General features: G+C 73.1%; 18 protein-coding genes and 1 pseudogene. 6 read left to right on the forward strand and 13 right to left on the reverse strand.

The genetic code is table 11. The annotated features are described in order from the left end of the window. The 9 genes and pseudogenes from FKD65_RS06700 to FKD65_RS06735 all read right to left on the reverse strand — a co-directional run bounded on the left by FKD65_RS06700 (position 1) and on the right by FKD65_RS06735 (position 11,764). Positions 1-2,064, reverse strand: coding sequence for a PQQ-binding-like beta-propeller repeat protein (locus tag FKD65_RS06700; protein WP_141576653.1), 2,064 nt, complete (start codon positions 2,062-2,064; stop codon positions 1-3). A gap of 184 nt (positions 2,065-2,248) precedes the next feature. Next, the gene (locus tag FKD65_RS45380; RefSeq protein ID WP_240810297.1) at positions 2,249-2,950 is read right to left on the reverse strand and encodes a PP2C family protein-serine/threonine phosphatase; all 702 of its coding nucleotides are present in this window, start codon (positions 2,948-2,950) and stop codon (positions 2,249-2,251) included. A gap of 51 nt (positions 2,951-3,001) precedes the next feature. Then, a pseudogene (locus FKD65_RS45385) lies at positions 3,002-3,859 on the reverse strand (helix-turn-helix domain-containing protein); the annotation flags it as partial. A gap of 64 nt (positions 3,860-3,923) precedes the next feature. Further along, positions 3,924-5,279, reverse strand: a complete 1,356-nt coding sequence (locus tag FKD65_RS06710) for an NAD(P)/FAD-dependent oxidoreductase (RefSeq protein ID WP_141576655.1) — start codon at positions 5,277-5,279, stop codon at positions 3,924-3,926. 45 nt (positions 5,280-5,324) lie between these two features. After that, entirely contained in the window at positions 5,325-7,433 is a 2,109-nt protein-coding gene (locus FKD65_RS06715; protein ID WP_141576656.1) for a regulator, read from the reverse strand. Between the two features lie 68 nt (positions 7,434-7,501). Continuing rightward, positions 7,502-7,732, reverse strand: coding sequence for a hypothetical protein (locus FKD65_RS06720; RefSeq protein ID WP_141576657.1), 231 nt, complete (start codon positions 7,730-7,732; stop codon positions 7,502-7,504). A gap of 30 nt (positions 7,733-7,762) precedes the next feature. Beyond that, positions 7,763-9,079 (reverse strand): ABC transporter substrate-binding protein, encoded by a 1,317-nt coding sequence (locus tag FKD65_RS06725; RefSeq protein ID WP_141576658.1) that lies wholly within the window; start codon positions 9,077-9,079, stop codon positions 7,763-7,765. Then, positions 9,060-9,440, reverse strand: coding sequence for a DUF742 domain-containing protein (locus tag FKD65_RS06730; protein ID WP_141576659.1), 381 nt, complete (start codon positions 9,438-9,440; stop codon positions 9,060-9,062). Before FKD65_RS06730 ends, FKD65_RS06725 begins: the two co-directional genes overlap by 20 nt. Beyond that, complete coding sequence (locus tag FKD65_RS06735) at positions 9,440-11,764, reverse strand: ATP-binding protein (protein ID WP_168220963.1); 2,325 nt, start codon at positions 11,762-11,764, stop codon at positions 9,440-9,442. Before FKD65_RS06735 ends, FKD65_RS06730 begins: the two co-directional genes overlap by 1 nt. A gap of 342 nt (positions 11,765-12,106) precedes the next feature. Between FKD65_RS06735 and FKD65_RS06740 the strand changes: the two genes are divergently transcribed. The 3 genes from FKD65_RS06740 to FKD65_RS06750 are packed head-to-tail and all read left to right on the forward strand — an operon-like array spanning position 12,107 to position 13,547. Next, positions 12,107-12,502, forward strand: a complete 396-nt coding sequence (locus FKD65_RS06740) for a rhodanese-like domain-containing protein (RefSeq protein WP_141576661.1) — start codon at positions 12,107-12,109, stop codon at positions 12,500-12,502. Next, a complete protein-coding gene (locus FKD65_RS06745) occupies positions 12,499-13,122 on the forward strand; it encodes a carboxymuconolactone decarboxylase family protein (protein ID WP_141576662.1) in 624 nt (207 codons plus the stop codon). Before FKD65_RS06740 ends, FKD65_RS06745 begins: the two co-directional genes overlap by 4 nt. Before the next feature lie 5 nt (positions 13,123-13,127). Beyond that, positions 13,128-13,547, forward strand: a complete 420-nt coding sequence (locus tag FKD65_RS06750) for a hypothetical protein (protein WP_141576663.1) — start codon at positions 13,128-13,130, stop codon at positions 13,545-13,547. A 21-nt stretch (positions 13,548-13,568) separates the two neighbouring features. Here the strand turns inward: FKD65_RS06750 and FKD65_RS46200 are convergent, their stop codons facing one another. The 3 genes from FKD65_RS46200 to FKD65_RS06765 all read right to left on the reverse strand — a co-directional run bounded on the left by FKD65_RS46200 (position 13,569) and on the right by FKD65_RS06765 (position 18,621). After that, entirely contained in the window at positions 13,569-16,061 is a 2,493-nt protein-coding gene (locus FKD65_RS46200) for a LuxR C-terminal-related transcriptional regulator (protein ID WP_141576664.1), read from the reverse strand. A gap of 105 nt (positions 16,062-16,166) precedes the next feature. Next, positions 16,167-17,702 (reverse strand): long-chain fatty acid--CoA ligase, encoded by a 1,536-nt coding sequence (locus FKD65_RS06760; RefSeq protein WP_141576665.1) that lies wholly within the window; start codon positions 17,700-17,702, stop codon positions 16,167-16,169. 34 nt (positions 17,703-17,736) lie between these two features. Next, on the reverse strand, positions 17,737-18,621 hold the full coding sequence (locus tag FKD65_RS06765) for an amidohydrolase family protein (protein ID WP_141586476.1): 885 nt from the start codon (positions 18,619-18,621) through the stop codon (positions 17,737-17,739). A gap of 154 nt (positions 18,622-18,775) precedes the next feature. On the opposite strand from FKD65_RS06765, the gene FKD65_RS06770 reads away from it, so the two are divergent. The 3 genes from FKD65_RS06770 (at position 18,776) to FKD65_RS06780 (ending at position 20,848) form a co-directional block, all read left to right on the forward strand. After that, entirely contained in the window at positions 18,776-19,234 is a 459-nt protein-coding gene (locus FKD65_RS06770; RefSeq protein WP_240809999.1) for a MarR family winged helix-turn-helix transcriptional regulator, read from the forward strand. Between the two features lie 32 nt (positions 19,235-19,266). Further along, positions 19,267-19,740, forward strand: coding sequence for an HIT family protein (locus FKD65_RS06775; RefSeq protein WP_141576666.1), 474 nt, complete (start codon positions 19,267-19,269; stop codon positions 19,738-19,740). A gap of 301 nt (positions 19,741-20,041) precedes the next feature. Then, on the forward strand, positions 20,042-20,848 hold the full coding sequence (locus tag FKD65_RS06780) for an SAM-dependent methyltransferase (protein WP_240810000.1): 807 nt from the start codon (positions 20,042-20,044) through the stop codon (positions 20,846-20,848). Positions 20,849-20,936: 88 nt separating this feature from the next. On the opposite strand, the gene ligA is transcribed toward FKD65_RS06780, so the two are convergent. After that, positions 20,937-22,928, reverse strand: a complete 1,992-nt coding sequence (gene ligA, locus FKD65_RS06785; protein ID WP_141576667.1) for an NAD-dependent DNA ligase LigA — start codon at positions 22,926-22,928, stop codon at positions 20,937-20,939. Positions 22,929-22,944 lie beyond the last annotated feature (16 nt).

The raw sequence follows: 22,944 nt of genomic DNA on the forward strand, positions 1-22,944 counted from the left end.
TCAGCCGGTCGCGGTGCCTGATCCACCGCGCGCGTCGAGAGCGTACAGGTAACCGTCCTTGCAGCCGGTGTAGACGATCCCGTCCCCGACGGCCGGACCGGACTCGATGCCCTCGTCGGTCCGGAACCGCCACACCTTGCGGCCGGCGCCGGCCTCGATCGCGTACACGCCTCCGTCGGAATAGACCCCGCTCGGGACGTACAGGGTGCCGCCGGTCAGGACGGGGTTCTCGTGGATCTCCCCCTCCAACTGGACCTGCCAGCGCATCGTCCCCGTGGCGGGATCCAGAGCGGAGACCTTCCCGCCGAAGTCGCACACGTAGACCGCGCCGTCCGCCACCACCGGCCGGGAGGTGGCGGTCTCGCCCGTGTCGAACGTCCAGCGCCGCTTGCCGGTACGGGCATCGACCGCGTGGATCTTCTCGCCCTGGAAGTCGGCGAAGCAGACGATGCCGTTCGCCGCCGCGGTGTCCTGGACGCCCTTGGGGGACGGATACGTCCACCGGGGCCGGCCGGTGGACGCGTCATAGGCGGAGAGGCTCTTGCCGCCGGGGACATAGACGGCCCCGTCGGCAACGGCGGGGGTCCGGTCAGCACCGCCGCGCCGCCATCGGACCGCTCCCCCGGACGCGTCGAGCGCGTTGAGGGCGTCGCCGCCGCAGTACACCAGACCCCCGGCGACAATGGGGTCCGCCTGGGTGCCTCCCACCGTCCGCTGCCATCTCAGCTTGCCCGTACGGGCGTCGACCGCGTGCAGGACACCGTCCTGGGAGAACGCGTAGACGAGGCCCGACGCGACGGCGGGACCGGTGACGATCCGCTGCGCGGCCCGGTACTTCCACCGCGGTTCGCCGGTCCTGGCGTCGAATGCCAGCAGGATCCCCTTCTCACTGCCCACGAAGACGCGCCCGCCGGCCACGGCCGGGGTGGAGATAAGGTATTCGTCGCCGGAGAAGCGCTTCCAGAGCACCTTGCCGTCCCGCATGGCCGCGGGCGCCGGCACGGAGGACGCGGCGGGCGACGCGGACGGCGTCCGCGCGCCGGACCCGTCCGAAGGCTCCCGCAGTGACCGGACCAGCGCCACGACTCCCCCGGTGCCCAGCGCGACGCCCGCGGCCGCCCCGCCCAGGATCAGGAACCGCCGCCGTCCCGGCGCCCCGCCTGTCCCGGGCGCCGTCGGCGGGACTTCGGGAACGTCCGTTCCGGCCTGGAGGACGCGCGTGGCGACGGCGTCCGGCAGCCAGCCGACGCCGTGCAGGTCGGCGCTCTGCGGCATGAGTCCGGCGAGCCGGTGGAGCAGCTGGTCCGGGGTGGGCCGCCGCCCCGGGTCGGGGTCGAGGCAGGCTTCGACGACGGCCCGCAGCGCCGGGTCCGTGACCGCGTCGAGCCGCGGCCGCTCGTGCACGGCGCGGTAGATCAGCACGTGGGGCGGTCCCTGCCCGTAGGGGCCGGCGCCCGTCGCGGCGAAGACCAGGACCGCGCCGAGGGAGAAGACGTCGGCGGCGGGCCCCGTCCATCCTCCGCGGGCCTGCTCCGGCGCGATGAAGCCCGGGGACCCGGCGGTGAACCCCGCCTGGGTGACGACGGCGGCGTCCGCGGCGTGGGCGATGCCGAAGTCGATCACCTTGGGGCCGTCGAGCCCCAGGATGACGTTGGACGGTTTGAGGTCGCGGTGCACGACGCCGGCGCGGTGGATCGACACCAGCGCCTCGGCGAGCCCGGCGCCCAGCGCGGCGACGGCGGGAGCCGGCAGCGGTCCCGCCAGGTCCAGCGGGACGCCCGGCAGGTACGCGGTCGCCAGCCACGGCAGGGCGGCGCCCGGGTCCGCGTCGACGACGGGCGCGGTGAAGGCGCCGCTGACGGCCCGCGCGGCGTCGACCTCGCGGCGGAACCGCGCCCGGAAGCCCGGATCCTCGACCAGCTGGGGGTGGACGACCTTGACCGCCACCAGCGCCCCGCCCGGCGACCGCCCCAGGAACACCTGGCCCATGCCGCCGGTGCCGATCCTGCCCAGCAGGCGGTGGCCGCCGACCCGCCGAGGATCACCGGACCGCAGAGGCTCCATGCCCGCCACTCCCTCTCTCCCGTCCCGTGCCCTCCCCGGATCCGCGTGCTCTGCCGTGAAGCGGCGGTCCGGTGCGCACCGCCCCGTTCGCACGGATCGGCGGTGGGACCGGTGGATTCTCGCAGACGGTACGGCTTTCGGAGCTACGGGCGCTCCCCTTGCCGGGCTCGCACGAGCAGGTCTGTCATTCGCCCGTGTGACCGGCTCCGTGCGGTCTCGCCCATTCGGCACCGGGCCGCGGGCCCTGGCGCTCGGGCAGCGCGAGCAGAAGCGTCGTCCGGAGGCCGAGAACGCCTCCGGCGTGGTCGAGCAGGTCGTCCCGGATGCTCTCCAGTTCCACCGCCGGGTCGCCGGCGGGCGTCGCGGCGAACCGCTCCGCGAGCGGATAGGCGCGGCCGCGGGCGTCACGCGCCTCGGTCAGTCCGTAGGTGTGCAGCAGCAGCCGGTCGTCGGGGCGCAGGGGGACGGTCGTCGCCTCCCACCAGTGATCGCCGAGGCCGAGCGGGGTCAGCGGCGGGTAGGCGGGCAGCGGTTCGAGCGGGAGCACCCGCCCGTCCCGCAGCAGCAGGGGCGGCGGGTTCCCGCAGCACACCATCTCGGCGCCGTCGCCGCGGAGGCCGAGCAGCAGGGCGGTGACGAACTGCTCGTCCTCCAGCGTCGGGACGACCACCGAGTTCAGCCGCTCGGCCACCCCCGGCAGGTTCGGCTCGTGGCTCGCGAGCTGGCGGAAGTTGCCGAGCACGCCCGCCGCCGTCTGCTCGGCGGACCCGGGCGCGCCCAGCACGTCTCCGATCAGGATCCGGGTGCCGAAGGGCGTCGGCACGACGGCGTGGAAATCGCCCCTGGACCGGGGCGCCGCGGAAAGCCGGCAGCTCTCCGTGCGCACGGCTCCGCCGTTCTGGGAGACGGCTCCCGCCGTCCCCGTCCCGTACTCCCTGCGAAGGAGGTCCAGGAGGAAGTCGGGAGTGGACTCCGGTGTGGTGCTGTCGACGCACAGCATCTCCATCGCGCCGAGATAGTGGTCGACCTCGTCGGGCTTGTCCAGATAGAGCGCGCCGGTGAGGTTCTCCAGGTAGACCACGTCGGGCACCTCGGGCTCGGGGAAGCGCAGGATGCTGAACGCGCCGCCCTCCGCGACGTGCCCCCCGAAGCGGAACGGCATGACCTGGATCGTGGTGCGGGGCCGGCCGCACAGGGCGATGAGGTGTTCGAGCTGGCCGCGCATCGTCTCGGGACCGCCGAGCGGCCGGCGCAGCGCCGTCTCGTCGATGACGGCCCACAGCCAGGGGCCGCCCGGGCCCGAGAGCCGCTCCTGGCGGCGCAGCCGCAGCTCCACCCGATGCGCGATCTCGGCGGCGGACGCGTCCGGATTGCCGAGCCGGATGACCGCGCGGGCGTAGTCGGCCGTCTGCAGCAGGCCGGGGACGAACTGGATCTCGTACGTCCGGATGAGCGAGGTCGACTCCTCGAGCCCCACGTAGTTCTGGAACCAGCTGGGCAGCACGTCGTTGAACCGGTGCCACCAGCCCGGTGTGTTGGCCTCGCGCACCTTCCGCAGCACCGTGTCGCGGTCCGCCTGGTCGGTCACGCCGTACAGAGTGAGCAGGTCGGCGACGTCCCGCTCCTTGAAGCTCACGCGGCCGAGCTCCAGCCGGCTGATCTTCGACTCCGAGCTCCGGATGCTGTCGCCGGCCTCATGGCGGGTCAGCCCGGACGCCTCGCGCAGGCGGCGCAGCTGGGCGCCGAGGAGGATGCGGAGCACCGTCGGGCCCGAGCCCGCTCGTTCAGCCGTCACCTCCCACCTCCAAGGACATGTGCGGCGGCATCGCGTGCTCTCCGCGCGTCGGAACGCACCCCGCTCACGGGGCGAGGTCGTCGGGGCCGGTGGGCTGGGGCGTGCGCTTCGTCACCGCGCGCCAGAGCACCTCGGGCAGGAACAGGGACTCGGGCGGGGCGGTGAGCGCCAGCACGTCGACGAACCGGTCGCACACCCGCGGGTCGACGTTGGCGAGGGCCTGGACCCGGTCCACGTACCGGTTGAGGATCCGGGTCCGCACGCCGGCCGAGGCGCCCTTCGTGGTGCCGTAGCGGAGATCCTCGCCGGTGGCCACCAGCCACGGGCCCGCGGCGTTCTTCACCGCCCACCGGTGGAAGCGCCCCGCGAGCCGGTCGAGGTCCCCGTCCGCCCTCAGGCAGGCGTCCAGCGTGAGCGCGGACTTCGCCGCGACGGTCATCCCCTGGCCGTAGAGGGGGTTGAAGGCGCACAGCGCGTCGCCCACGACCACGAACCGCTTCGGCCACGCCGACATCCGCTCGTAGTGGCGGCGGTGGTTGTCGGTGCGCCGGTAGCTGACGACGGGGGTGAGCGGCTCGGCTTCGCGGATCGCCTCGTAGAGCACCGGGCTGCGCAGGCTCTTGGCGAACTCCAGGAAGCCCTCCTCATCGGTGGGCGGGTAGTCCTCCCCGACCCCGAACAGGCTGACGATCCAGCGGCCGCCTTCCTGCGGGAACAGCGCACCGGTCCGCGTGCCGGGCGCCTTGGCCTGGAGGTAGAGCGCCTTCCAGCCGGGGTCGAACCCGGAGGGGACGGCATAGTTGCGGCTGGCGTAGCCCAGGAGCGGGTCGATCCGGGTCTGCGGCGGCGCCGGGTAGCCGATCCGCTCCAGCCACGCGGGGGTCTTCGAGACCCGCCCGGTGGCATCGACGACCAGGTCCGCGGTGAGCGGCTCCCCCCGTGCGGTCGTCCCGCGCTCGCGCACCTCCACACCGGTGACGGTTCCACCGTCGGCGGTCAGGCCCGTCACCTCGTGTCCCGAGAGCAGCCGGACCTTCTCGTCCTTGGCCAGGCGGGACCGCACGGTCCAGTCGAGGAGGTCCCGGCTGAAGGTCAGCAGCCGGGTGGACTCGAAGCGGCGGCGCCACCCGGCGGAGGTCAGCCAGAGCATGTCCGCCGGAACCCGGACCTCGGGGACGCCCGCGACGCGCAGCTCGTCCTCCAGGCCGGGGAACAGCCCCTCGGCGATCTCCAGTCCCCGGCTCCAGAGCACGTGCAGGTGGCGGGCCTGCCCCAGGCCGGGCCGGGACTCGACGTTCTCGGTGAACCGGTCGCGTTCGATCAGCGTGACCCGGGCGAAGTGGTCGGCGAGGATCCTCGCCGACAGCAGCCCGGCCAGGCTGCCGCCCACGACGACGGCGTGCTCAGAGGGCTCCGTCATGGTCCTTCTCCTCCTTGCGGGTGCGGAACGCGCGCTCCATGGGCTTCACCGGCGCGGCTCCGCGGCGTCCGTGGGCATGAGGGGCGCGGCACGCCCGCCCGTCGCGAAGGCGACGGCCTGATCGAGGTCCAAGCGCATCCCCTGCTGGAGGAGATGGCGGTACGTCTCGTCGCCCAGATCCCGCCGCGCGAGCGCCTCCCCTTCGTTGTGCGGCGCGTTGAAGTACGCGGAACCGAAGAGCGGGAGCCCGACCGTCCGCCATATCCGTTCTGCCGCCCCGTGCAGGGCCGCCGCGTCCCGGGACCGGCCGCCCGCCGCCTGGAAGAGCGCGAGCAGTTCCATGGCCAGCACGGCGCACACCAGGTCGCCGAAGGTCCGGCTGATGCTCAGGCACTCCCGGGCGAGGCAGGTCGCCTCCTCGACGCGGCCCCCGGTCCAGGCCGCGAAGGCCAGGACGTAGAGCGCGTAGGCCCTGACCCAACGCTCGCCGTGCTCCTCGCCGATCGCGCGGACCTCCTCGCACAACTCGACGGCGTAGGGCAGGTCTCCTTGGAACGCGACGGTCATCGCGTACTCGACGCGCGCCATGATCACGCTGGTGTTCAGCTCGCCGAAGGAGTCGTAGGCGGCGAGCGCGTCCTTGAAGAGGGCGGCCGCCTGCGCGTGGTCGTCGGTCACCAGTGCGACGCAGCCCAGCCGGTGGACCGCGTTGGCGGACGCGACCCGGTCGCCGGCCAGCAGGGCCTGGTCACGGCCTTCCTCCAGCAGCGCGGTCGCGGCGCCGGTGTCGCCCTGCTTGATGGCGATGTAGCCGTTCACCCAGAGGGCCTTGGCCCGCGCCCGGGTCGGCTCGGCGTCGAGGGCCAGCGCCCGGTCTAGCCAGTGCCGTCCCTCGCCGAGGAAGCCGCATCCCACCCAGTAGAAGCACAGCGCCCCGCCCATGCGCATGCCGGTCTGCGCCTCGCCCGGGGTGGTGAGGCAGTACTCCAGGGCTGCGCTCACGTTGGCGTGCTCACCCAGCACGCGCTCGAAGACGCCCTTCTGGTCGGCGCCGAACCACTCCCGCTCGCACCCCTCGACCAGGCGCAGGTACCAGTCGCGGTGCCGGCGCCGCGCCTCCGGCTGCTCGCCGAGCTCCTCGAGCCATTGCGCGCCGTACTGGCGCAAGGTGTCGAGCAGGTGGTACCGGGCGCCCGCAGCGCCCTCGGTCCTCGCCAGGATCGACTTGCCGACCAGGCCCGCCAGCGTCGGGGCGAGGCGGTCCGCGGGAAGCACGCCGTCGCAGCAGACCTCTGCGACGGCCCGCTCGTCGAAGTCCCCGGCGAAGACCGAGAGCCGGGCCCACAGCAGCCGCTCCTGCCGCGTGCACAGCTCGTGGCTCCAGCCGACCGTCGTCCGCAGCGCGTTGTGCCGGGCCGCGTCCATGGCCACGTCCGCGTCGACCAGCGTCCCGAACCGGTCGTCGAGCCTGCTGGACAGCTGTTCCAGGGAAAGGCGCCGGAGCTGGCCGGCCGCGAGTTCCAGGGCGAGCGGGAGCCCTTCCAGGCGACGGCACAGGTGGGCGACGGTGCGCCAGTTCCCCTCGCCGACGGCGAAGCCGCCCGTGGCGGCCGCGGCGCGCTCCTCGAAGAGGACCATCGCCGAAGGCCGCGCGGCGGTGTCCGCGGGCCCGGTCCCGGGATCGGCCGTCTCCAGGGGGGCGATCTTCAGCACGCGCTCGCCGGCGACGCCGAGGGCCTGCCTGCTCGTGGCCAGGATGCGCAACCCGGGGGCCGCCCTCAGCAGGACCTCGGCCACGCCCGCACAGGAGCCCAGGAGGTGCTCGCACGTGTCCAGCACCAGCAGCAGCCGCCTGCCGGACAGGTGGTCGGCCAGGATGTCGAGTTGCGGCCGCGCGGTCTGGTCGACCACCCGCAGGGCGCGGGCGATCGCGTGGCCGACCAGCGAGCCGTCGCGCAGTCCCCCCAGGTTCACCACCCACGCGCCGTTCGGGAACTCCTCGGCCAACTCCCCCGCGGCCTCCAGCGCGACCCGCGTCTTGCCGACGCCGCCGACCCCGGTCACCGTCACCATGCGCGCGAGGCCGCACAGCCGCCTGAGCTCGCTCAGTTCGGCACCCCGCCCGACGAGAGCCGGGGAGGTCCCGGGAACCACGTTCCCCCTTCGCCGCACACCGGACCCAGTCACGTTCGCCCCACCTCCACGCCCCGCCGCGACCACGTTCAGCCTACATAAATGATCTTCATAAATGTGGCGTATTGGGTGATCGATAGCCGATCAGATGGAATGACCGCAGATTTCATGAATCCATTCGCGTCCCCCTTATACCAGCGGCCAGAGACTCCGAGGATCGCCTCCTTGGAGTGGCCCGATGTGGTCAATACCCGGCGGGACGTACGGCGGAGAAAGTGCGCGCACCCCGCTCCGGTCACGCCATTGCCGATCTCCGCCATCGAGGCTCCCTACAGCCGAGGAGGACGCCGTCACCCGGTGGTGTAGCAGGGGGCGTCGAGCTGGTAGCTCCGGGCGGTCGGGCCGGCCGCGAAGTCCGTGAGCACCTTGACTCCGGTGAACTCGTGCTGGTCCGGCCTGCCGATCACCGTCTGCCGGAACGCCGAGGAGTTCGGGGAGCCGGAGGAGTTCCCCGCCTCGGCGGGCAGGATGCCCTCGTAGTCGACGAACCTGATGGAGCGGACGGCCTTCAGCAGCCCCTCGCGGCTCAGGTCCTTGTCCTCGATCGCCCGCTGGAGGGCCGCCTTCAGCGGGTAGGACAGGACCCATCCGGTGGTGTAGGAGTCGTCCGGCTCGACCCTGCCGACCGCCTGCCGCATCGCGGCGTGGCCGGGCGAGTCGGTCGCGAACGGTTTCCACGGTGCGACCTGGAGGTACCGCTCCTTCATCGCGTCGATGGCGGGGCTCTGCAGAAGGCCTTTCGACCACGTGGGGTTGTCGCCGACGAAATGCCCCGGGTAGCCGCCCTGGACGGTCCTGCCGATGATGGTCGCCGCGTCGACGGGGCTCGTGGTGAGGATGACGATGTCGGGCTTCTTCCTGAGGATGGCCCGCACGGCCTCTTCCTGCGCCGCGCTGCTCTTGCCGGGCTGCCCCTGGGCGGTCGGCACGTCGGTGAAGGAGAGCCCGCGCGCCGCGGCGGCGATCCTCGCCCCGGCGGCCGCGTCGTCGCCGTAGTCGCCGGCGTAGTGGACCGCCATGACGCTCTCGGCCCTGAGATGGTCGACGCCGTAGTCGACGCCGTTCATCGCCTCGAAGCAGTACGAGGCCCCCGACTCCAGGATGTTGTCTTCGAACTCCCACTTCGACGTCCAGGAGACCGGCAGCGCGACCATCGCGTCCGCCCGGAGGGAGCCGAGGATGGCGTCGGTCACCGGCGATCCGAGCGTCTGCGCCAGCGCGAGCACCTTGCCCTTGATCTCGTTGTAGGCCCTGGCCTGCACCCGCGGGTCGTAGTGGTTGTCGCGGACGTAGGTGGTCACGTCGATGTCGTACCCGGCGATGCCGCCCTGCCGGTTGACGCGGTCCCAGAACGCGCGCTGAGCCCTCGTGACCGGGACCCCCAGCGACTTGAAGGGCCCGTCGCTCAGGTCCGAAAGGGTGCCGAGGTAGATGCAACCGTGCCCCTTGTTGACCGGGCGGGGGCAGGGCTCGCGGGTCACTCCCGGCGCACTGGACTCGAGCAGGCCGTCCGAGTCGCCGCACCCGGCGGCCCCCAGCGTCGCCAGCAGCACGGCGCTCGCCAGCAGGGCCTTGACCCGCGACAGGTCACAGCGCACGGAGACCATTGATCACTTCCTCCAGAAGACGCCGGTCGGTGGGCCCGGTCCTGGGCCCCGCCGGCCGCTGTACGGTCACCAGCCCGCGGTCCAGCAGGTCGCTCAGCAGCACGCGGACGACCCCGACCGGCAGCAGCAGGTCCGCCGCCAGGTCGACGACCGCCCGGGGCCGCAGGCAGCGTTCGAGGATCTGCTCGTCCTCCGGGCCGAGCGTCCGGGGATCCGGCATCGGCACCTCGGCGGTGACGACCACCGCGATGAGGTCCAGCGCCGCGCCGCGCTGCCGCGTCCTGCCCCTCGCCACCGCGAAGGGGCGGACGACGGGCCCGGCCTGCTCGTCGACCCACAGTTCGTCCGGTTCCCCGGGCATTACTCGCCGCCGGGGCCGGGCGGAGGCTGGGCCCCGGGGACGGCCGGGCCGGTGTCGCCACCGGTGTCGGCCCGCCCGCGCCGCCAGCCGCTCTGGATCTTCGCCAGCAGGTGGCCGGCGGCCTCGGGTGGCCGGCCCGGCTCCGCCCCGCCCGGCTCGGGCGGTGCCTCACGCAGCTGCGGGGCGAGGCTCCGCTGCCGCCGCCGCCTTGGCAGGTCCTCGCCCCCGTCCTCCTGCTCGGCCGCCGCGCCGCTCTCCTCGCGGCCCTTCCGCAGGGCGAGCGGCTCCGCCTCGGGCACCCCCTCGGCGGCCGGGGACGAGGCGGGACCGGGCCGGGGCCGATGCCCGTCCCCGGCCCGCTCCGCCATGCCGGACACGGCGACGAGCGACCTGTGCTCGCCGGAGCCGTCGCCGGCGCCCCCCTCCCCCATGCCGGGCAGTTCGGCGACGAGGTCGTGCGGGATGAGCACGATCGCGACGACGCCGCCGTAGGGCGAGGAGCGCAGGACCACCTTGATGCCGTGCCGGGCCGCGAGCCGCGCCACGACGAACAGCCCCAGCCGGACCGAGTCGTCGAAGTCGAGTTCGGGATCGGTCGCGAGCAGCCCGTTCAACCGCTCCAGTTCCCCGGCCGAGAGCCCGAGCCCGCGGTCCTCGACCTCGATCGCGAAACCGTGCGCGGCCACCCCGCCGGTCACCCGGATCCTGGTGGTGGGCGGGGAGAACACGGCGGCGTTCTCGATCAGTTCGGCCAGCAGGTGGATGGTGTCGGCGACGGCGCGGCCGGACAGGGCCGTGCGTCCCATCGGCACGACCTCGACCCGCGTGTAGTCCGCCACCTCCGACGCCGCCGCGCGTGCCACGTCCATCAGCCGGACCGGGTGGCGCCAGCTCCGCCCGGACGGCCGTCCGGACAGGATGACCAGGCCCTCCGCGTGCCGGCGCATCCGCGTCGCCAGGTGGTCGAGCTCGAAGAGGGCCGCCAGGGCGTCCGGGTCCTCGGTGTCGCGCTCCATCCCCTCCAGGAGGCCGAGCAGGCGCTGCAGCAGGGACTGGTTCCGCCGTGCGAGGGTGAGGAACACGTCGTTGAGCCGCTTGTGCGCGGCCGCCTCGCTCGCCGACGCCCGGACGACGGCCATGCGCGCCTCGGTGAACGCGGTGTCGATCCTGCCGATCTCGGTGACGGTGAACTCGGGCGCCGGCCCGGGCTCCTCGCCGGGCACGGGCTCCCCGCGGCGGGCCCGCTCGCCGATGGCCGGGATCCGGTCCCGGGTGAAGGCGGCGACCGCGTCGGCGATGTCGCGGCTCTCCCGGATCAGCCGGTGCCCCATCCGGACCGCGATGACGATGGCGGCCACCACCGCGAGGAGCCCGACGCCGCCGGCGAGCGCGAGACGCAGCAGCACCGAGTCCGCCTGGTCGGCGGCCCGCGCCGCGGTGGCCGTGCGGATCGAGGACGAGAGCCCCGCCAGCTGGACGTCCACCGACTCCGTGGAGGTGTGCCAGGCCCCGACGTCCACCGGCGGGCGCCCCTCGATGGGGCCCACCTGGATCAACCGGGTCTCCAGCTGCTGGAACAGGGTGAACTCGGGACCCGCGATGATCGCCTCGTACCGCCGGCGGTCGGCGTCGGCCAGGGTCCTGGTCGAGTCGCCGTAGAGGAAGCGGCGGGTCCCGGCCAGCTCCACCAGCCAACGGTGCTCGTCCTCGCTCAGCCGCCCCGCCGTCAGCGCGCCGGTGATGAGCGCGTCCTCCCGCGACAGGCTCTCCCTCGCCCGCTCCAGGAGGTCGAGGACCCGGGTGTCGCGCATGATGCGCTCGTCGGAGGAGCGCGTCTCGTCGTAGATCTCGGCCGCCAGGTCGATGAAGCCCGTGTAGCGCGCCAGGGCCTGCGCGCGGTTGATCTGCCGCCGGTCCACCGAGGCGCGGACGTTCTCCAGGTCGCTCAGGGAGGCGGCCAGCTCGACCATCCGCCGCCGGGTCCCGGGCGCGGCCGCGCCCCGGATCGACGGGTCCGCGGCCGACGCGCGGAACGCCGCCCGGGTCCGGTTCGTCTTCGCCCGCTGGGCGTCGAAGCCCGACCGGCCGATGGTGGAGTCGTCTCCGAGGTAGGACAGCGACATGCGCCGCTCGTCCTGCAGCGTGCCGATCATCGCGTCGGTCGGCCGGACGACCTTCTCGGTGAAGGTCCGCGACCGCGCCTGGCGCAGGGCGTCCCCGAGCGTGGTGGCCGCCGCGAAGCCCCACAGCGCGGCCAGCGCGAGGATCGGGGGGACGAGGAGGGTGATGATCCTCGTCCGGACCGAACGTGCTCGCCCCGCCATCACGCCTCCCGTCGCCGGCAGCGTCCGCGTCCCGTCGATCCGCGCTTGATCACTGTGACGCAGCTCACTTTTGCGCTGCCGAACGTAGCCCACCATGGCGAACCACTCGCCCCTTTTGCGCCTTTGGCTCGGATTGTTACATTCGTGTTATTTGGCGATATGCCAGGTCAATGGCGCGATCCGGCCAGCGGTCCTTTCGGGACAAGGGACCACCGGGCACGGGGAGGTCCAATCCCGCGTGCACCCGCCCCGGACGCCGTCTCCGTACTGAGCACGGATGTGCGCCCTGCGCGGCGCCTGTCGGATGGGAGGTGACGACAGCCGAGAGTTCGAGGTGAGGCAATGAGCGGTTCCGTCCGGCAACTGGTGTCCCGCGCACGGGACGAGGTGCGCAACCTGTCGGTGCCAGAGGTCGCCGACGCGCTCGAAGGCGGCGGGGTGACGCTGGTCGATCTCCGTGAGCCCGATGAGGTCCGGACCGAGGGCGCCATCCCGGGCGCGGTGCCGGCGCCCCGCGGGATGCTGGAGTTCTGGGCGGATCCCGCGAGCCCGTACCACCGCGAGGAGTTCGCCCCCTCCGCGCGGACGATCCTCTACTGCGCCTCCGGCGGCAGGTCGGCCCTGGCCGCGCAGACGCTGCAGGCGCTCGGCTACACCGACGTCGCGCATCTCGACGGCGGGCTGGCCGCGTGGAAGGAGCAGGGCCGCCCGGTCACCTTCGAGGCGCGGCCGCGATGAGCGGGATCGGCTTCCTCGCCGCCCCTCCCCTGACCGACGAGGCGCGGCGCATGTTCGACGAGGACATCGCCGACGCCGGCCACGTCATGAACACCTCACGGCTGTGGGCCTACCGGCCGGACCTCGTCGCGGGGCTCTTCGAGCTGCTCCGGGAGGCCGGCGCGGCGGCCGCGCTGGACGCCCGCGAGCGCGGGGTCCTCGTCGCCGCGTGCGCCTCGGCCGGCGGCGACTCGTACTGCTCACTGGCCTGGGGCTCCCGGCTGGCGGAGGCGAGCGAGCCGGACACCGCCGCCGCCGTGCTCCGCGGCGCCGACACCGGGCTGACCGACCGGGAGCGTGCCCTGGCCGGCTGGGTGCGGAAGGTCGCCGGCGGCCCCCACGGCACCACCGGAGAGGACGTCCAGGAGTTGCGCGACGCCGGTTGGGACGACCGGCGGATATTCGCGATCACGGTGTTCGCGGCGCTGCGCGTCGCGTTCTCGACCGTCAACGGCGCCCTCGGCGCACGTCCGGACGCCGCCTTCCGCACCACCGCTCCCCCGGCCGTCCTCGGCGCCGTGACCTACGGGCGTCCCATCGAGGACGAGCCCTCCATGCCCGGCCGGCGACTCGGAGAGTGATCACGATGGCGAACCACACGACTCCCTACCCCTCCCCTGGTCAGCCGTACCAGTACCCGCCGCCGGCCCCGCCGCGCGCACGGCGGGGAAGGGCCGCGAAGCGCATCGCCGGGCTGGTGCTCCTCCTCGCGGTCGTCGGTGCCGTCGTGCTCGTCCGGGTGGCGGCCGGCAAGAGCGCGCCCGAGACCGCTCAGGCAGGCGACTGCGTGGCGCGGGACGGTGACGGCGTCAAGGTCGTGAAGTGCACCGACTCCACCGCCGCGTTCAAGGTGGTGGGCAAGGTCGAGGACAAGACGCGAGTCCAGTTCTCCCTCGGCTCGGAGACCATCTGCCGCCCCTTCGAGGGCGCCACGAGCGCCTTCTGGAAGGGCGAGGTCGGCGGTGAGGGCTATGTCCTGTGCCTCGGCCGCCTCACGAGGCCGTGACAGGGACCGGCGCCGGTCCGTTCAGAGCGAGCGCAGCGCGGTGAGCGGGGTGCCTCGGCCGGCGGCGAGGGCCTCGGCGAGACCGGCGGGCCCGAGGCGTTCGCGGAGGGCGGCCCGGAGCGGCGGCTCCGGGCTCCCGGGAGAGGCCGGGGCGAGGTTCTCGGCCGCGCCCAGCAGGACCGCGGCGCGGTCGGGCCGCCCGGTCGCGTGATCGGAGCCGGCGAGCAGGAGCAGGCTCGTCACGAGCACGCTCCTGTCTCCCAGCCCCACGGCGATCTCGAGGGCCTCGGCGAGGCGCGCCCGGGCCCGCCCGTGGTCACCGGCGGCGGCCGCGGCGCCGCCGAGGCCGTGCAGGCAGCGTGCCGCGCAGCGCAGGTCGCCGATCTGGCGGAACTCGGGGAGCAGCGCGGCGAACCGGGGCTCGGCGGCGGTGTGGTCCTCACGCGCCTGGTCGAGGCGGGCGAGTGCGATCTCGGCGTGCAGGCGCTCGTGCTCGTTGCCGCTGGTCGCGGCCAGCGTCCCGGCCTCGGCGAGCCAGGCGGCCGCGTCGTCGAGGCGGACGCGTTCCTCGATCGCGAGATTGGCCATGTGGAAGAGGCAGTTGGAGCGCTTGACCGGGTTGTGGAGCCGCTCGAAGAGGTCGGCGGCCTCCGCCATCCGGGTCAGGGCGGCAGGGGCGTCCGGTATGGACAAGCCCAGGCGGAACAGCGCCAGAGCGCGGTGCCAGTCGTCGCCCAGCCGTTCGAAAAGGGAGACGGCCCGTTCGAGGACCTCGACCTCGCTGCCCTGCTCGACCACCGCCGCCCTCGCCGTCCAGCCGAGGGCGAGCAGGGCCAGCGCCCGGTCGTGCGCCGAGGCGTCTCCGGCCTGCTCATGCGCCTGCTCGGCGAACCCCCGCGCACGTTCGGTGTCCTGGTAGTCGAGCAGGATCGCGCAGGTGATCGCGGCTCGGACGCCCAGGGAGCCTCGCGGGAGGGGACGCTCGAGCAGCGTGTCGAGCCAGTCGAAGAGCTCGGCGCGGGCACCGAGCACCTCCCATCCGGTGCAGATGCCCGCGAGGAACTCCCACGCGACGGTCGTGTCCGGCCGCCCGAGAGCCCAGCGCATCGCGGCCCGCAGGTCCGCCCAGTGGCGTGCGAACCAGCGGAGCGCGGCCGCCTGGTCGCGCCCGCACAGGTCGCTCAGCGCGGCCACACCCTGCCCCAGGTGGTGGCGGGCGTGCTGCTCGCGTGCCGGGCCGGCGGCCCCGCTCGCCTCGAGTCGCCGGTGCGCGAACTGCCGGACGCTGTCGAGCAGCCAGTACTCGGTCGCCTGCTCCTGCCGCCGGCGCGAGATCAGGGAGCGGTCCAGGAGGCGCGGGAAGATCTGGACGAGGGCGTCCGCGCTCAGCGGCGGGTAGCCGAGGACCCGTGCCGCGGTGTCGTAGTCGAACGCGGCCGCGAACACCGAGCAACGTTCGAACAGCAGCCGCTCCTCGCCGTTCAGGAGCTCGTAGCTCCAGCTCAGCGCCTCCTCCAGGGTGCGGTGCCTGGCCGGGGCCCCGCGCGCCCCGTCGGTCAGCAGCGAGAACCGGTCGTCCAGCCGGGCCCGCAGCTCCGCCGCGGAGAACATGCGGGTCCGGGCGGCCGCGAGCTCGATCGCCAGCGGCAGGCCGTCCAGCCGGCGGCAGATCACCGCCACGTGCCGGGCGCTGTCCGGCGTGACCTCGAAACCGGGTGAGACCGCGGCGGCGCGGTCGGCGAACAGCCGCGCGGACGGCGCGCTCAGCACGGCCGCCGGATCGTCGCCCTCCTCGGGGACCGGGAGTGGCGGGATCTCGTAGACGACCTCCCCCGCGACCCGCAGCGGCCCGTGGCTGGTGGCCAGGACGTGAAGGCCGCGGGTGGTGGCCAGCAGGTCCGCGAGCAGCGCCGCCGCGCCCTCGGCCACGTGCTCGCAGTTGTCGACGAGGAGCCAGTGCCGGCCCTTCGCGAGCGCGGCGCGGATCCGGGCGCGGGAGCCGCCCTCGTCCCGGGCGACGAGCCCGAGGGCGTCGGCGAACTCCCGTTCCACGCCCTGGCCGGGCGCGAGGCGGGCGAAGTCGACCAGGACGGGGGGCGGCAGATCGGTCACCAGGTCCGCCAGCCGCAGCGCCAGCCGGGTCTTGCCGGTCCCCGCGGGCCCGGTCAGCGTCAGCAGGCGGCGGGCTCCGACGAGCCCGCGCAGGTCTTCGATCTCCCGGCCCCGCCCGACGAACGAGGAGAGCGGCCTCGGCAGGGCGCCGGCGTCCCGGACCGCCTTCAGCCGCTCCGCCGCCGCGACCAGGACCTGCCGGTTCGGCGCCGCCTGCCGGTCCGCCCCGCCGAGCTTGCGGAGGAGGGCCGACACGTGGCTCTCCACGGTCCGCTCCGACACGTGCAGGGCGTCGGCGATCTCCTGGTTGTGCAGGCGCTCCCCGACGAGCCAGAAGATCTCCAGCTCCCGGGCCGTCACCCCCGCCGCCCGCAGCTCATCCGGAAAAACGTCCGATCCCACTCCTGGAGTATCCCGTGCTCAGCGAACAGATCCACACAGGTTCACGCGTCGCCCCAGATGACGCACCGGTGCTCCCGCAGCGGCCGGGAGTGAAGGCCGGAGCACCTAGGGCTCCGTGGTGCGCTGCCCTTCGGGTTCACCGGAGGTGGCCGCGTACCGGGCTCGCAGGGTGGATTTCCTTACCTTTCCGGAGCCCGTGCGCGGCAGTTGCTCGACCAGGTGCACGTGGCCCGGCACCTTGTAGGACGCCAGGCGCTCGCGCAGGAAGGCGCGGAAGTCGTCGGGCGCGAGCGACGCTCCCGGGCGGACGACGACGAAGGCGGCTCCGGCCTCGCCCCACTTCTCGTCCGGGACGCCGACCACCGCGCACTCCGCGACGGCCGGGTGGCCGGCGGCGACCGCCTCGGCCTCGGCCGGGTAGACGTTCTCACCACCGGAGATGTACATGTCCTTGAGCCGGTCCACGATCGTGAGGTGGCCGTCCTCGTCGCGGAAGGCCACGTCACCGGAGCGGAACCAGCCGTCGGCGGTGAACGCGGCCGCGGTCGCCTCAGGAGCGTCCCAGTAGCCGGGGGTGACGCTCGGCCCGCTGATCAGGACTTCGCCCGGTTCGCCGGGAGCGGCCTCGGACAGGTCGGGGCGGACGACCTTGACGTCGGCGAAGAAGCACGGGGTGCCCGCGGACCCGGCCTTCTCGACGCTGCCGTCGGCACCGAGGAAGGTGGCGCCCGGCGCCGTCTCGGTCAGGCCGTACCCCTGGCAGAACACGATGCCGCGCTCCTGGTACCGGTGGATCAGCGAGGTGGGGATCGGCGCGCCGCCCGACATGACATGGCGCAGCGAGGACAGGTCGGCCGCGTCCCAGCGCGGCGACCGGGCCAGCCCCGCGAACATCGCCGCGACGCCGAAGACCCAGGTGACGCCGTGCCGCTCGATCGCGTCGAGGCAGCCGTCGACGTCCCAGCCGTCCATCAGCACCGACGTGCCGCCCTTCATGAAGGTCGGCAGCAGCAGCTGGTTCAGGGCCGCCACATGGAAGAGGGGCGCGGCCACGAGCGCGACCTCGTCCTCGCGGATGTCGACGTCGACGAACATGTTGAGGGTGTTGAAGGCCAGGTTGCCGTGGGTGAGCACGGTCCCCTTCGGCAGGCCGGTCGTGCCCGAGGTGTAGAGGACGAGCGCCGGGTCGTCGAGCCCGAGCGGGACGTCGATGGGCTCGGTCGCGCCGCCGGCGAGCAGGCCCTCGTACGCCGAGGCCAGCGGCACCCGGGCTCCGGTGTACGACACCAGCCCGCCGACCGCCGTGTCGCACTCGGGCGCGTGGATCAGCACCTCGGCCCCCGACTGCCCCAGCATGTAGTCGAGTTCGGGGGCGGCGAGCCGGAAGCTCAGCGGCACGAAGATCGCTCCCAGCAGGTGGGCCGCGAACATCGACTCCACGAACGCGGGATGGTTGCGGCCGAGGTAGGCGACCCGGGCGCCGCTCTGGACGCCCAGTCCCGCCAGGGCGTGCGCCAGCCGGGTCGACCGTTCCGAGACCTCGCCGTAGGTGATCTCCCGGTCCCGGTGGCGCAGCGCGACCCGGTCCGGTGCGCGCCGCGCCCGGCGCGCGGGCCACGAGCCCGTTCCCAGGTTCAGCATCGCGCCCCCGTCCCGTCCGGCCCGGTGGCGGTGGTCATCGGCGCTCCGCGCCGGTGTCGAGGCCGAGCAGGCGTGCGGCGTTGCCTTTGAGGATCTTGGGCCGGACCTCCGGCCTGATGTCGAGCGCGCCGAAGTCGGCGAGCCAGCGGTCCGGGGTGATGACGGGGTAGTCGGAGCCGAACAGCACCTTGTCCTTGAGGAGGGTGTTGGCGTACCGGACGAGCTGCGGCGGGAAGTACTTCGGCGACCACCCCGACAGGTCGATGTACACGTAGGGCTTGTGCGTGGCCACCGCGAGGGCCTCGTCCTGCCAGGGGAACGAGGGGTGCGCCAGGATGATCCGCAGTTCGGGGAAGTCCACCGCGACGTCGTCGACCAGCATCGGGTTCGAGTACTTGAGCCGGATGCCGCCGCCGCCCGGCACCCCGGCGCCGATCCCGGTCTGACCGGTGTGGAACAGCGCCGGGACGCCCAGTTCCTCGATCGCCTCGTACAGCGGGTAGGCGAGCGGGTCGTCGGGGGCGAAGCCCTGGATGCTCGGGTGGAACTTGAACCCGCGCACGCCGTGCTCCCCGACCAGGCGGCGGGCCTCGCGCACGCCGGCCTTCCCCCTGTGCGGGTCGACGCTCGCGAACGGGATGAGCACGTCGGGATGCTCGGCGCAGCTGTCGGCCACCTCCTCGTTGGAGATGCGCGGCCACCCGGTGGCGTGCTCGGCGTCCACGGTGAACACCACCGCGGCCATGTTCCGCTCGCGGTAGTGGGCGGCCATCTCCTCGATCGTCGGCTGCCTGTGCCCCTGCGCCTTGAAGTACTCCTCCGAGGCCCCGAACAGTTCCGGGCTCAGCGACCGGTGCCCGTCCCCGGACACCTCGGCATGGGTGTGGACGTCGATCGCGGTCAGCTCGTCGACGTCGATGGCGCTCGCGGTTCCGCCGTCCGACCGCACGCCGTCACCTCTCTCCCACCGACAGGATTCCTGCCGTTTCGCAGCCTCACATCGAACAGGATTCCTGTCAATCGTCTACGCTGGACCGGCGGGGGGATCGGCGCCGTGGAACCGGGGGGAACGCGTGACCGACGGGCGGGAGGGAGGGCGGGCCGCGGCGCGCGTCAAGGCGGGCCCGTCACTGCTCTACATGGTCAAGCGGTTGGAACTGGCCGTGCGCTCCGGCCTGGACGAGATCGTCCGACCGGCGGGCATCACCGCGTGGCAGTACACGGCCCTCACCGTGCTGGAACGGCACGACGGGCTGTCCACCGCCCAGCTCGCCCGCGACTCGTTCGTCACGGCGCAGTCGATGGCCGACATGGTGCGCACCCTCGAAGGCCGCGGATTCATCGAACGCCGGCGCAACCCCGCCAACCGCCGGGAGCTGGTCATCCACCTCACCGGCGCCGGCCACGAACTGCTGGCCGCCCTCGCCGAGCCGGTCCGCCTGCTGGAGGCGCGCATGCTCGGCGACCTGACGGCGCGGCAGGAGGAGCAGTTCCGCCGGGCGCTGGCGCGAGCCTGGCGCGCCCTCTCCTGAACGTCGCGTCCGAGCCGCCGGCCGGTGCCACCATGGAACGCGTGACCGGGTGTCTAGCATGCGACCTTCTTGCGGGTGTCCGTCCTCTTCCAGGGGGCAGGCTGGCGGAGGAGGCGGGCTGGGTCGTCGAGCACTCGGTGGGTCCGCTCGGTCTGGGGACGTTGGTGGTCAAGCCGGTACGTCACGTCGTCCATGTCGCCGAGCTGAACGATGCCGAGAGCGCGGCCTTGGGACCGTTGCTGCGGCGGGTGGCCGCCGCGGTGACGGAGGTCCTCCGGCCGGAGCAGGTCTATGTATGCCTCTGGTCGCATGCGAACGGCGTGCCGGGCCATCTGCATTTCGTGGTCCAGCCCGCGGTGAGGGCCGACATGGCCCGTTTCGACGCTTACGGGCCCGCACTGCAGATGGCGATGTTCCGTGAAGGGGCGGTGCCCGGCAAGACCGAAGTGGAAGCGGTCTGCCGGCGATTGCGAGCCGCCCTGTCCGGCTCTCTGAACGAAGTGTGAGACGGGCCCTCTGAGCGTCGCATGTAGGGGTCGGCGCCCTGCGCTCCATGGCCCCGGAGGCCGCTGCGGCACCGGGGGATCGGTTCGGGCGGAGGAATCCGGACTTTCACTTCGCCCGATACCTCGTCCTCGTAGGGAATCGCGCTATATTCCTTAACGGCGATCACCAGGTCGCCGTTATGTGCTGTCCGTTGCAGGTGCTGCGACGGATGCGAGCGACCGTGCCGGAGGAATCGGCCGCCTTGCCGAAGGCGGGCCGGGCCCCGCTCCGGCGATAACTCGATCTTAAGCGGAGGCGTACGTGGCCGAGGGTGACCTGTCCCCGGAGATCGATCTCAGTCGGCCGAGCGTCGCCCGCATGTACGACTACTACCTGCACGGGAAGGACAACTTCCAGATCGACCGGGACGCCGCGGACCGGGTCGCGCGGGCCATGCCGGAGATCGGGGAGCTGGCCAAGGAGAACCGCTCGTTCCTGCGCCGCTCCGTGCGGTACATGGCGCGCCGGGGAATCCGGCAGTTCCTCGACATCGGCTCCGGGCTGCCCACCGTGGGCAACACCCACGAGATAGCCCACGAGATCGTCCCGGACGCACGCGTCGTGTACGTCGACAGCGATCCGGTCGTCCTGGTGCACGGGCGCGCGCTGCTCGCGACCAACCAGTTCACCACGGTCGCCCAGGCGGACATGCGCCGGCCCGCCGAGGTCCTCGACCACGCTCGCGGGACCGGGCTGATCGACTTCGACGCTCCGGTCGGCGTCCTGATGATCGCCATGACCCACTTCCTCACCCTGGAGGAGCGGGAGGGCGTCATGACCCCCTTGCGCGAGGCCCTGGCGCCGGGCAGCCATCTCGCCGCGACGCACGTGACGACCGAAGGGCACGCCCCGTCGGCCGTCGAGCAGATCGAGAAGGCCTACGCGGCCACACCGACGCCCATCTACTTCCGCGACAAGACCGACATCGAGCTCTTCTTCGACGGCTTCGAACTCGTCGATCCCGGCCTGGTCACCATCGACGCCTGGAACCCCGAAGACGACGGGACGGACAGGCCCGCCGAGCAGGTCGGCAAATGGCTCTACGGCGGCATCGGCCGCCTCGACTGACTCCGAGGCACCGGGGTGTGGTGCCGAGGTTCCCCAAGCCTCCGGGATGGGCTGGATCCGACGCTTCATCCTTGGAGCGCGTGGCGTACTAGACGACACCGGCTTCGGCCAGCCAGCGCCACAGCTCGTCCTGGCGGACGACCGTGACGCCGAGCTTCTCGGCCTTGCCGGTCTTCGCGGCGCCGACGTTGTCCCCGGCGAGCAGGTAGTCGGTGTTGGCCGAGACCGACGAGGCGGTCGTCGCACCCGCCTGCTCGACCAGGCGCGTGACGTCCGGCCGGCTGATCTTCGCGCCCGAGCGGGGGTCGGTGAACGCCCCGGTGATCACGACCGACCCGCCCTTGAGCGGCGAGTCGCCGGCGGCCGCCGCGTCGACCGGCCGGTCCTCGGGCAGCACGTCGAGGCCGACGCCGCGCTCGCGCAGCGCCGCGATCTCCTCCCGGACCTCCGGGCGGGCGAAGAAGGCGACGATGCTCTCGGCGACCTTCGGCCCGATGTCGCGGATCGCCACCAGGTCATCGGCCGTCGCCGCCGCGACGTCCTCGATGCGCTCGTAGCCGGCCAGGCACAGTGGCTTGGCCGTCCCCTCCGAGGCCATCGGGATCGCCAGCCCGATCAGCGCGCGCCGCAGCCCCACGTTCTTGGAGGCCGCGATCGAGTCGACCATGTTCCGGGCGCTGACCTCGCCCATCCGCTCGTAGTCGAGCAGCTGCTCGGCCGTCAGGTCGTAGAAGTCGCTGCGGCGCCTGAGCACGCCGTCCTCGGCGAGCTTCTCGATCCAGACGTCGCCCACGCCCTCCATGTCGGCCGCCGGGCGCGAGGCCCAGTGCATCAGCCGGCGCGTCGCCTGCGCCGGGCACTGCAGGTTGACGCACCAGCGCTCCTCGCCGGTGCCGCGGACCTCCAGCTCGGACCCGCACGAGGGGCAGTGCGTCGGCGGGACGATCTCGACCTCGCTCCCGTCGCGCCGCTCCGGCAGCGAGCGGCCCGCGAACGGGATCACATCGCCGCGCCGCACGACCGCCACCGTGTCGCCGATCCGCAGATCGCGCTCGCGGATGAGCCGGGGGTTGTGCAGGGTGATGTTCTCCACCGTCACACCGCCGACGAACACCGGCGCCACCTTCGCGCGCGGCGGGACGCGGCCGATCTTGCCGACCGGCCACTGCACCGCCAGCAGCGTCGTCAGCTTCTCCTCCGGCGGGTACTTGAACGCGATCGCTCCGCGCGGCTCGGCGCTGTTGAAGCCCGCCGCGTCGAACGCCGCCGGCTCGTGCAGCCGCACCACCGCCCCGTCGATGTCGTAGTCCAGCCCGTCGCGGCGGCCGCCGATCTCGTGGATCGCCCCGATCACGTCCTCCACGTCGGCGCCGACGTACTGGGCGACCGACTCGAACCCCGCCGGAACGGGCAGCACGACGCCGTCGCGGTCGGCGCCGAAGGCGTAGAACCGCAGCAGCCGCCTGGCCTCGGCGGCCGCCTCCGGGTCCTTCAGGACCAGGGTTCCGGCGGCGCCCGAGCGCGGGTTGGTCAGCGTCCGCTCAGGATGGGCCTCGTTGTAGGCCGCCCACACCGACCGCAGCATCACCGCCTCGCCGCGGACCTCGACGCGCCCGGGCTCCTCGATCTCGGCCGGCAGGCCCGGGATCACGTGGCGGACCTTCTCGGTCACCAGTTCGCCGACCGCGCCGGTGCCGCGCGTGGCGACGTAGTCGAGCCTTCCGCCGGTGTAGACGACGCTGAGGGACAGGCCGTCGAGCTTCTCCGACACGCGGAAGACCTGTCCGCCGAACCGCTCGCAGAACGTGCGGATCTGCTCCTCGCTCGTCGCCTTCGCCAGCGAGAGCATCGGGCGCGCGTGCCGCACGGTCGGGCCGGTCAGCTCCGCCGGGGCGTTGACCTTGCCGAGCGGGCTGTCGGCCGGTTCGAGCTCCGGGTGCTCGGCGACGAGCGCCGCCAGCTCGTCCTTCAACGCGTCGTAGTCGGCGTCCGGCAGCGGGCTGTCGCCGGTGCCGTAGTACAGGTCGTTCAGCCGCTTGACCTGGGCGGTCAGCTCGGCGATGCGCTCTGCGATGTCCACGCCTCGATTAAACGCG

Source organism: Actinomadura sp. WMMA1423 (assembly GCF_006547145.1).
Taxonomy (GTDB): domain Bacteria; phylum Actinomycetota; class Actinomycetes; order Streptosporangiales; family Streptosporangiaceae; genus Spirillospora.